Genomic DNA, 8,895 nt, shown 5'->3' on the forward strand with positions numbered 1-8,895 from the left:
TCATCCCGCACACCCTGTCGGAGGACGGCGACCCGTGCGACGTCGTTGTCTGCAACACGCGCGCGATTGTTCCCGGCGCCGTCATTTCCTGCCGCCCGGTCGGCGTGCTGATGATGGAGGACGAGGCCGGCGGCGACGAGAAGATCATCGCAGTGCCGTCGTCGAAGCTGACCCAGCGCTACGACCGGGTGAAGAGCTACGGCGACCTGCCCGAGATCACGCTGGCGCAGATCCAGCACTTCTTCGAGCACTACAAGGACCTCGAGCGCAACAAATGGGTCAAGGTCCTGCGCTGGGGCGGCCCCGACGACGCGCAGAAACTGATCGAGGAAGGCATCGCGCGCGCGAAGAAATAGGTCAGCCCTCGTCCGCCTGCGGCTTCGCGGTCAGCGCGCGCAACGCTGCACCGAGCGCGGCGGGATCGCCTTCGATGCCGACCTGCTTCAACCGCGAGGTCGCCCCGGACATGAGCTGAACGCATCGCTTCGGCACGCCCAGCGCCGTTGCAAGCAACTCCGTCACCGCACGATTGGCCGCGCCGCCTTCGGCTGCGACGCGAACCCGCACCTTCAGCGCGGCACGGCCGTCCGCCATCGTCTCGATGCCGTCGATCGCATCGCGGCCGCCGCGCGGCGTCACCCGCAACGTGATGCTCAGTCCCGTGGTGGACAAGCGCCAGGGATCGGTCACATGGATCAGTCACATGGATCGGTCACATCCCCGCGACGTCAGAAGACGGCAGGGTAGATGTAATAGGTGATCACCCGCTCGACGAACATGATGATCAGGATCAGGATGATCGGGGAGATGTCGAGCCCGCCGAGATTGGGCATGACGTTGCGGATCGGCGCCAGCAGCGGCTCGGTGATCCGGTACAGGAATTCGGACACCGCGGAAACGAACTGGTTGCGCGTGTTGACGACGTTGAAGGCGATCAGCCAGGACAGGATCGCCGACGCGATCAGCAGCCAGATGTAGAGATCGAGGACAATGAGAATGATGTCGAGTACGGCACGCATGGCTTGGGGCTCTGAACTCTGGCTCAATCGCGGAAGGACGTGGTGCTAGATACCGGTTCCACCCCGGCCAAACAAGGGAAGCCGGGTCAAATACCTCAACCGGCGCAGTATTCCCCGTCCTTGACTTGACCTTGGCGCGGATTGTAAATGGCGCCCACTCTTGGTTGCCCATTCGTTACCGGGGCGACCCACGGAGGGGCCATAGCTCAGCTGGGAGAGCGCATCGTTCGCAATGATGAGGTCGGCGGTTCGATCCCGCCTGGCTCCACCACGCTTCGCCCTTCGGGCTACGCGTGGCACGCCAGCCCCGTGCTGGCGAAGCGTGCCCGGCGAAGCCCAACGGGCGAAGACGGGCCTCGGCAAGGTCGTTCGTAGCAAGGCTGCCACGCCGTAGCCCGCAGGGCGAAGGCGGGCTAGTTCGGCATCCGCAACTGTCACCTACTCCGCCGCCTGCGCCAGCAGCATCGGCTGGCGCTTCAGCCAGCCCTGCATGAAATGCTTCAGCCAGGCGCGCTCCACCACGTCGTGCACCGCACGGTCGGCGAAGTGGTGATGCCGCGGCCGCGCGCCGGGCATCGCGAGCCGCGCATGGCCGCGCGTGGTCCAGCGATACATCATCGCGTAGGTCACGTCGGGATGGAATTGGAGACCGAAGGCATGGCCGTACTGGAACGCTTCGTTCGGGAAGTCGCTGCCCTCGGCCAGTAGTTCGGCCCCGTCGGGCAGGTCAAAACCCTCGCGGTGCCAGTGATAGACGTGATCGGGCCAGTCCGGGCAGACGGAGCGGCCCGCATCGGTCGGGTAGACCGGGTAATAGCCGATCTGCGCTCGGCCCTGCGGGTGCGGGGCGACGCGCGCGCCGAGCTGCCTGGCGAGCATCTGGGCGCCGAGGCAGATGCCGAGCAACGGCCGCTGCTCGCGCAGCGGCACGGCGATCCAGTCGATCTCGCGACGAACATAGTCGTCGGGATCGTTGGCGCTCATCGGACCGCCGAAAATAACGGCACCGGCGTGCTCATCGAGTGTCTCCGGCAGCGCATCGCCGAAGCGCGGACGGCGGATGTCGAGCGGATGCCCGAGCGCGCGCAGCACATTGCCGACCCGGCCCGGGGTGGAATTTTCCTGATGCAGCACGATGAGAACCGGTGCGAGCGGCGGCGCGGCGTCAGCCGCAGCGACCCGATCCATTCGTCTCGATCTCGTCATCACGCTGAAATCATTGCTAAGCAAAGGTTAATTTGGCGTGAGCCGCGGCACACAGACAAGCAAAAGCAAATGCCGGGCCAATACGGTCCCGCCACCGCCGGTCATCGCTTGCGGAGCTGGAAGCGGCCGACCGCGCCGAGGATGAAGCCGCGCGGAAAGAACCGTAGCGCGGTGGGCACCATCTTGATGCCGAGGCCGGGCAGCACGATGCGCTTGTTGGCCATCAGACCGTGATAGGCCTGCTTGGCGACGGCGGCCGGCGGAACGTTGAGGATCGCCGAATCAAATCCAGGCTTGAACCCGGCGCGGTTCTGAAACTCGGTCGGCACCGGGCCGGGACATACCAGCGTCACCCGCACGCCGCGCGGCGCGAGCTCCTGCCGCAGCGCCTCGGTGAAGGACAGCACATAGGCCTTCGATGCATAATAGGTCGCCATGCCGGGGCCAGGCAGGAAGCCGGCAACCGATCCCATGTTGAGAATGCCGCCGCGGTTTCTGATCAGGCTGTCCGTGAAGCGCAATGACAGGTCGGTCAGCGCACGGATATTGACGTCGATGATGCCGAGCTGATCGGCGCGGTCGAGCTCGGCCGCGCGGCCGAACAGGCCGTAGCCGGCATTGTTGACGACATACTCCACCTCGGCGCCGGCCTCGGCGAGTGCGGCCGAGATTTTGTCGCTGGCATCTGCGGCATGCAGATCGCAGGCAATCACGATCGGCGCGGCGGTCCCGCCGGCGGCGATCTCGCTCGCAAGCGCCGCCAGGCGGTCGGCACGGCGCGCCACCAGCGCCACACGATGTCCCCTGGCGGCAAAGACACGCGCCAGCTCGGCGCCTATCCCCGCGGAGGCGCCGGTAATCAGCGTCACACGCTCGCTCACGATCACTGCTCTCGCATAGACAAACAAGAAAACGACGGCGCCCTGACCGTTTGCGCCGGACGAGAAACATAGGCTCGTAATGACATGTGAGCCGTCCTGCAAGCCGCCCCGCCTGCGGACAGCGGCTATGAAGGCACAATTGCGCCGTGGACGAGATTAAAGTTTGGTCATGTGGCGAAGGCGCAGGCGGCGAAACGCCGCAAGCTTCACTCCTCCGGCACCGGCGCGGGCGTGGCCTGCTCGGCCGCAACGCGGTGCTTCAGCTCGATGCGGTCGCGCGCCGACACGGCCAGGAGGTCGGCGGCACGCCAGACCACATTGTCCTCGAACTCGCTGACCTGCCCGTCGGCATAGACCAGCTCCCACATCATCTCGACGATGCGGAGCCGGCCGGCCTCGTCGACTTCGCGCATGATGACGCTGGTGAAATGATAGAGGTCGACCGCCTCACCCTCGACCAGCGTCGCGGAGGCGATCAGGTGATCGGCGCTGCCGCGATCAAGCCCGAACCGGCTTTCGATCAGGCTGTGCAGCTTGCGCCTCTCGACCGCCGAGGGCTCGCCATCGAGCGAGATCACGTGGACCAGCAATGCGGTCGCGGCCAGGCGATAATCGTCGTCGTCGAAGGCGCGCTGCCGCGGATTCGGGGCAACCACATCGGCAATGAATTGGCGCAGTCCGTCCAGCATGCTTCCCGCCGCATTTTTTCGAGAATCGTCAGGCCGGCATTCGACGGCCCGTCAATATATGACGCGTCACCTCAACCGGCGCAATGTCGGCATGTTCCCCTGCCCGCATTACGTTTCGGCAATCAGCGCGAAGAGCGAGCCCGCAATGAGGCCATGCTCACGGTATCTCATACACCACGACCTTGTCGGCGATGCCGCGCAGTGCGGCCTCCTTCTGAATCGGCCGGATCGCCTGCCGCTCCAGGATGGTCGCAACCCCCGGCGAGGAGATCACCGGGCCGGTGATATGGATCTCCTGCGAGGTCGACAGGCTCTGCACCCGCGCCGCGATGTTGACGGTCTGGCCGAAATAGTCCTGCCGCTCGTTGAGCATCACCGCAAGGCACGGGCCCTCGTGAATGCCGATCTTGACCACCAGATCGCTGCTGCCACGCTCCTCGTTGAGTCTGTCCATCGCCGCGCGCATGCGAAGGCCGGCGGCGAGCGCGTGCTCCGGGCGCACGAAAGTCGCCATCACGGCATCTCCGATCGTCTTCACCACGGCGCCCTTCTCGGCCGCGATGATTTCCAGGAGCGCGCGGAAGTGCGCGCGCACGAGGTCGAAGGCGACGAGATCGCCGACCCGCTCGTAGAGCGCGGTTGAGCCCTTGAGATCGGTGAACAGGAAGGTCAGCGAGGTGATCTTCAAGCGCTGGTCGAGATCGAGATTGTCGGCCTTGAAGACGTCGCGGAAGGTCTGGTTGGACAGCATGCGCTTGGCGGTCAGGAACGGCTTGCGCTTGCCGATCAGATGATGCAGCGCGTCGGCCGCGACCAGCACCGTCGGCAGCACCCGCAGCTTGGCCTTGTTGTCGAGCGTGAGCTCCAGCGGCCCCGGCCGCAGCGTCGTGGTTTCGACCGGCGATCCCTTATGGTCGTAGGTCAGCGACAGCTTCTGCACCTGGCCGGTCGGCTCGCCCTGCACGTCGATGAAGCGGGCGGCATGGGTCACGGGCTCGAACACGATGATGAACTGCGTGGGCAGATCGAGCGACACCACGGCGCGATCGCCGGCCGGCAGCTCGCGCGCATCCAGCACCACCTCGTTGGAAAGCGCGGCGAACGATTCCTCGTCGAAATCGACGCCCGAGCTCCAGAACACCTGCTTGAAATAATCCCAGATCGGCAGCGAGTTCGGGTCATGCGCGGCGATCCGCCGGACCGCCGGGCTGACGGTGAAGGCAACCTCGACCTGCTCGTCGACGGAGGCCTCGTAGCCGCAGGCGCAGAGCCCGCAATGATAGTCGTCGCCACGCAGCGATTTCAGCGTGTCATGCGCATCCAGCACGCCGCCGCAGCCCGGGCAGAGGACGTTCCAGGTCAGCTCGAACAGGCCGAGCTTGGCGGCATGCAGGAAGGTCGAGATCGTCCGCTCCTCGTCGAAACCCCTCCGTCTGGAGAAGTCCAGCGCGTTGATGCGGTTGAGCTCGTGGTCCTCGCCCTCGTCGATCAGCTCGGCGATCGCGTCCGCGATCGCCGGATCGGCGGTCTGCTTCAGGGTCGATATCTGGGCTTCGATATGACTCATGCCGGCTCCTCCGTTGATCGGAGAACTCTATCGCGGTGAGATGACAAACATCGGCGAGCGATCGGGCTGCGTGGTCACGATACCTACAGGCATCACCGGGGCCCTGTCGAGAAGACCGATGCGGAACGTGCCGATCAGCTTCGCCAGCACCAGCGTCGCCTCCACCAGCGCGAAATGCGCGCCGATGCAGACCCGCGCGCCGACGCCGAACGGCATGTAGGCGAAGCGGTCGGGCGGCGGCGCCGGCGCCATGAAGCGCTCCGGCAGGAACGCATCGGGATCGCGCCAGAGCTTGCGGTGACGGTGCAACAGCCAGGGCGCGATCAGCATCACGTCGCCGCGCTTGACCGGACGGCCCGCGATAGTGTCCGCGGCCGTGGCCGCGCGCGCGATCAGAAAGGCCGGCGGATAGAGCCGCATGGTCTCGTCGATCACCGCACGGGTGAATTTCAGGCTGTCGAGATCGGGCGCGGCATCCACCGGCAGCGCCCGCGCCTCGGCCGCGACCCGCTCCTGGGTCTCGGGATCGAGCGCCAGGAGATACAGCGCCCAGAACAGCGCAGTCGCGGTGGTCTCGTGGCCGGCGAGGATCATGGTCGCGACCTCATCGCCGAGTTGCTCGTCGGTGAAGGCAGCCTTGTTTAAGGATTCGCCGGTCTCCGGATCGCGCGCATCGCCCATCAGGTCGAACAGGTCGCGCGGCGGGGCGCCGTCCTTCTTGCCGGCGGCGCGCCGCTCCGCCATCAGCGTGGCGATGAACGCGGTCCAGCGCTTGCGGAAGCGGGCGCGGGGAAAATCCTTCGGCGACGGCCAGGACAGCGGCAGGATCAGGTCGAGCAGATAGGGCCGCGCCAGCCGGTCGCCATATTCGACCACGAACTCGCGCAGGGTGGCGCCGTGGCGGTCCATCCCGAACGAGAACATGGTGCGGCCGGCGATCTCCAGCGTCATGTGCTGCATGATCTCGCGCAGGTCGACCCCCTCGCCGCGGTTCTGCTTGAGTTTCGCGACCGTCTCGTCGGTCACTGCGAGCATGTGCGGGACCAGCGTCGTCACCGCGCGCGGGGTGAAGGCCGGCGCCAGCGTGCGCCGCTGGTGCTTCCAGGCCCGGCCCTCGGCCACCAGCAGGCCCTGGCCGAGCGGCGGGCGCAGCACCCGGAACGCCGCGGGCGTGCGGGTATAGTTCTCGTAATTGTCCACCAGCACATGCCGGATCGCATCCGGTGTGTTGAGGATGAAGCTCGAGCTGCCGAGGAAGCGTCCCTGGATGATGTCGGCCTCGTAGGCCTGCTCGCGCCAGCCGCCGATCGCGTTCTCGCGCAGCCGCCGCATCCAGCCGAACACGGTCATGTTATCCGGCGCGCGCGGCGGGATCGGCGGCACCAGCGGCCGGCCGGGCGGCCGGAACGGATAGATTTCGGCTATGCTCATACGACCGCCTCGCTCGTTGCCGATGCCCGCAAAAATCCGGTGCAAAAAGCCGGTGATTGACAGCTAGTCAATCGATTCGCCGACTGCAATCCTGTCGCGCGATGCTGGCCAAAGCCGGGCGGCGCAGCCGAACGCCCTGGACACGGACGGCGGTTCGCAGGCATCACTTGGGGTCCTCATGGAATCACGCGAGGCAGCCAGCCCGACATGACCGAATTGCCCAAACGCCAGATGCAAGCCGCGGACGGTATCACCGCGCCGCTCAGGCATTCGATCTTCCGGCGCATCTGGCTCGCCAGCCTGCTCTCCAACCTTGGCCTTCTGATCCAGGCGGTCGGCGCGGCCTGGGCGATGACCCAGATGACTTCCTCGGCCGACAAGGTCGCGCTGGTGCAGACCGCGCTGATGCTGCCGGTCATGCTGATCGCGATGCCGGCCGGCGCCATCGCCGATATGTACGACCGCCGCGTGGTGGCGTTGCTCTCGCTGTCGATCGCCCTGTCCGGCGCCTCCGCGCTCACCGCGCTGTCCTGGTTCGGCCTGATCAACCCGCAGACCCTGCTGTTGCTGTGCTTCGTGGTCGGCAGCGGCAACGCGCTGTTCGGGCCGGCCTGGCAGTCCTCGGTTAGCGAGCAGGTGCCGGCGGAAACGCTGCCGTCGGCGGTGGCGCTGAACGGCATCAGCTACAACATCGCGCGCAGCTTCGGCCCGGCGATCGGCGGCATCGTGGTGGCCGCCGCTGGCGCGGTCGCGGCCTTCGCCGCCAATGCCGTGCTCTATCTGCCGCTGCTCATTGTGCTGTTTCTCTGGAAGCGGGTCACCGAGCCGCAGCATCTGCCGCGCGAGCGGCTCAACCGCGCCATCGTTTCCGGCGTGCGCTACATCACCAACTCGCCGCCGATCAAGATCGTGCTGACCCGCACCTTCGTCACCGGCCTGGTCGGCGGCTCCGTCTCGGCGCTGATGCCGCTGGTGGCGCGCGACCTGCTGCATGGCGGCGCAGAGACCTACGGCATCATGCTCGGCGCCTTCGGCATGGGCGCGGTGGTCGGCGCGCTCAACATCGGCCAGGTGCGCCGGCAGATGAGCGGCGAGTCGGCGGTGCGCGCCTGCGCGATCGCGATGGGAGGGGCGATCGCGGCGGTAGCCGTGAGCCGCGAGCCGGTGCTGACCGCGGCAGCCCTGGTGGTGGCCGGCGCCTCCTGGATGCTGGCGGTGGCGCTGTTCAACATCGGCGTCCAGCTCTCGGCGCCGCGCTGGGTCGCCGGCCGCTCGCTCGCGGCATTCCAGGCCTCGATCGCCGGCGGCATCGCGATCGGAAGCTGGGGCTGGGGCCACCTCACCGACGCGGCCGGGGTGGAGACCGCGCTGCTCACCTCCGCCGTGCTGATGCTCGCCACGCCACTGCTCGGCCTGTTCTGGCGGATGCCGCGGATCGGCGCCCGCGACGAGGACGCCGAGATGCTCGCCGATCCCGAGGTGCGGCTCGAGACGCTCACCCCGCGCAGCGGACCGCTGGTGGTCGAGATCGAGTACCGCGTCGCGCAGGATGACGCCCGCGCCTTCCACCACGTGATGCAGGACGTGCAGCTCTCGCGCCAGCGCAACGGCGCCTATGGCTGGTCGATCGCGCGCGACATCGCCGATCCCGAACTGTGGACCGAGCGCTACCACTGCCCGACCTGGCTCGATTATTTGCGCCAGCGCAACCGGCCGACCCAGTCGGAGCGCGCACTGCATCAGCGCGCGATCGATTTCCACATGGGGCCCGATCCCGTGCGCATCCGCCGCATGCTGGAGCGGCCGTTCGGATCGGTCCGCACCAAGGAAGCCGAGCATGCCGCCAACGACGTGCTGCCCGTGGTCGCCAGCGCCGCCGGCAGCAGCACGTGAGGGGGAGACCGCTGTCAAGACTCCCGCCGCGTCAACGGCGGTGCGCTCCCTCTCCCGCTTGCGGGCAGGGCTATCGCATATGGGAAGAGCAGAGCGGTTGGGCCCACCCTCCCCTGGAGGGGGAGGGTCGGCACGCGATCGAGCGAAGCGAGATGCGTGCCGGGGTGGGGTGACGGTCTCTCCGTATTAGACAGTGTGCGCGCGGAAGC

Annotated in this window: 9 protein-coding genes and 1 tRNA gene; 3 read left to right on the forward strand and 7 right to left on the reverse strand. The window is 67.0% G+C overall.

Translation table 11 applies throughout. The features are described from left to right. Positions 1-356, forward strand: a 356-nt coding sequence (locus JOY90_RS35155; protein WP_291695682.1) for an inorganic diphosphatase, incomplete at its 5' end; no start/stop codon positions are given. A 1-nt stretch (position 357) separates the two neighbouring features. On the opposite strand, the gene JOY90_RS35160 is transcribed toward JOY90_RS35155, so the two are convergent. Both JOY90_RS35160 and JOY90_RS35165 read right to left on the reverse strand, forming a co-directional pair. Further along, entirely contained in the window at positions 358-690 is a 333-nt protein-coding gene (locus JOY90_RS35160) for a DUF167 domain-containing protein (protein ID WP_291695683.1), read from the reverse strand. A 38-nt stretch (positions 691-728) separates the two neighbouring features. After that, a complete protein-coding gene (locus JOY90_RS35165; RefSeq protein ID WP_291695684.1) occupies positions 729-1,019 on the reverse strand; it encodes a YggT family protein in 291 nt (96 codons plus the stop codon). A 195-nt stretch (positions 1,020-1,214) separates the two neighbouring features. On the opposite strand from JOY90_RS35165, the gene JOY90_RS35170 reads away from it, so the two are divergent. Beyond that, positions 1,215-1,290, forward strand: a tRNA-Ala gene (locus tag JOY90_RS35170). 167 nt (positions 1,291-1,457) lie between these two features. Here JOY90_RS35170 and JOY90_RS35175 read toward each other — a convergent pair. The 5 genes from JOY90_RS35175 to JOY90_RS35195 all read right to left on the reverse strand — a co-directional run bounded on the left by JOY90_RS35175 (position 1,458) and on the right by JOY90_RS35195 (position 6,793). Continuing rightward, entirely contained in the window at positions 1,458-2,207 is a 750-nt protein-coding gene (locus JOY90_RS35175) for a glutamine amidotransferase (RefSeq protein ID WP_291695685.1), read from the reverse strand. Positions 2,208-2,326: 119 nt separating this feature from the next. Continuing rightward, complete coding sequence (locus JOY90_RS35180) at positions 2,327-3,106, reverse strand: SDR family oxidoreductase (RefSeq protein WP_291695686.1); 780 nt, start codon at positions 3,104-3,106, stop codon at positions 2,327-2,329. A gap of 206 nt (positions 3,107-3,312) precedes the next feature. Next, positions 3,313-3,795: a TerB family tellurite resistance protein gene (locus JOY90_RS35185; protein WP_291695687.1), complete on the reverse strand. Its 483-nt coding sequence runs from the start codon at positions 3,793-3,795 to the stop codon at positions 3,313-3,315. A gap of 157 nt (positions 3,796-3,952) precedes the next feature. Beyond that, positions 3,953-5,362 carry an adenylate/guanylate cyclase domain-containing protein gene (locus JOY90_RS35190; RefSeq protein WP_291695688.1) on the reverse strand — a complete coding sequence of 470 codons (1,410 nt, stop codon included), beginning with the start codon at positions 5,360-5,362 and terminating at the stop codon, positions 3,953-3,955. Positions 5,363-5,389: 27 nt separating this feature from the next. Further along, positions 5,390-6,793 carry a cytochrome P450 gene (locus JOY90_RS35195; protein ID WP_291695689.1) on the reverse strand — a complete coding sequence of 468 codons (1,404 nt, stop codon included), beginning with the start codon at positions 6,791-6,793 and terminating at the stop codon, positions 5,390-5,392. Between the two features lie 207 nt (positions 6,794-7,000). Between JOY90_RS35195 and JOY90_RS35200 the strand changes: the two genes are divergently transcribed. Continuing rightward, positions 7,001-8,686 (forward strand): MFS transporter, encoded by a 1,686-nt coding sequence (locus JOY90_RS35200; protein WP_291695690.1) that lies wholly within the window; start codon positions 7,001-7,003, stop codon positions 8,684-8,686. The last annotated feature ends 209 nt before the right edge of the window (positions 8,687-8,895 follow it).

This window comes from Bradyrhizobium sp. (genome assembly GCF_019242285.1).
In the GTDB taxonomy this organism is placed as follows: domain Bacteria; phylum Pseudomonadota; class Alphaproteobacteria; order Rhizobiales; family Xanthobacteraceae; genus Bradyrhizobium.

Excerpts from the sequence above, each read along its gene's own strand:
- JOY90_RS35165 (WP_291695684.1), bottom strand. The coding sequence starts at position 1,019 with ATGCGTGCCGTACTCGACATCATTCTCATTGTCCTCGATCTCTACATC.
- JOY90_RS35185 (WP_291695687.1), bottom strand. The coding sequence starts at position 3,795 with ATGCTGGACGGACTGCGCCAATTCATTGCCGATGTGGTTGCCCCGAAT.
- JOY90_RS35200 (WP_291695690.1), top strand. The coding sequence starts at position 7,001 with ATGACCGAATTGCCCAAACGCCAGATGCAAGCCGCGGACGGTATCACC.
- JOY90_RS35190 (WP_291695688.1), bottom strand. The coding sequence starts at position 5,362 with ATGAGTCATATCGAAGCCCAGATATCGACCCTGAAGCAGACCGCCGAT.
- JOY90_RS35175 (WP_291695685.1), bottom strand. The coding sequence starts at position 2,207 with ATGGATCGGGTCGCTGCGGCTGACGCCGCGCCGCCGCTCGCACCGGTT.
- JOY90_RS35195 (WP_291695689.1), bottom strand. The coding sequence starts at position 6,793 with ATGAGCATAGCCGAAATCTATCCGTTCCGGCCGCCCGGCCGGCCGCTG.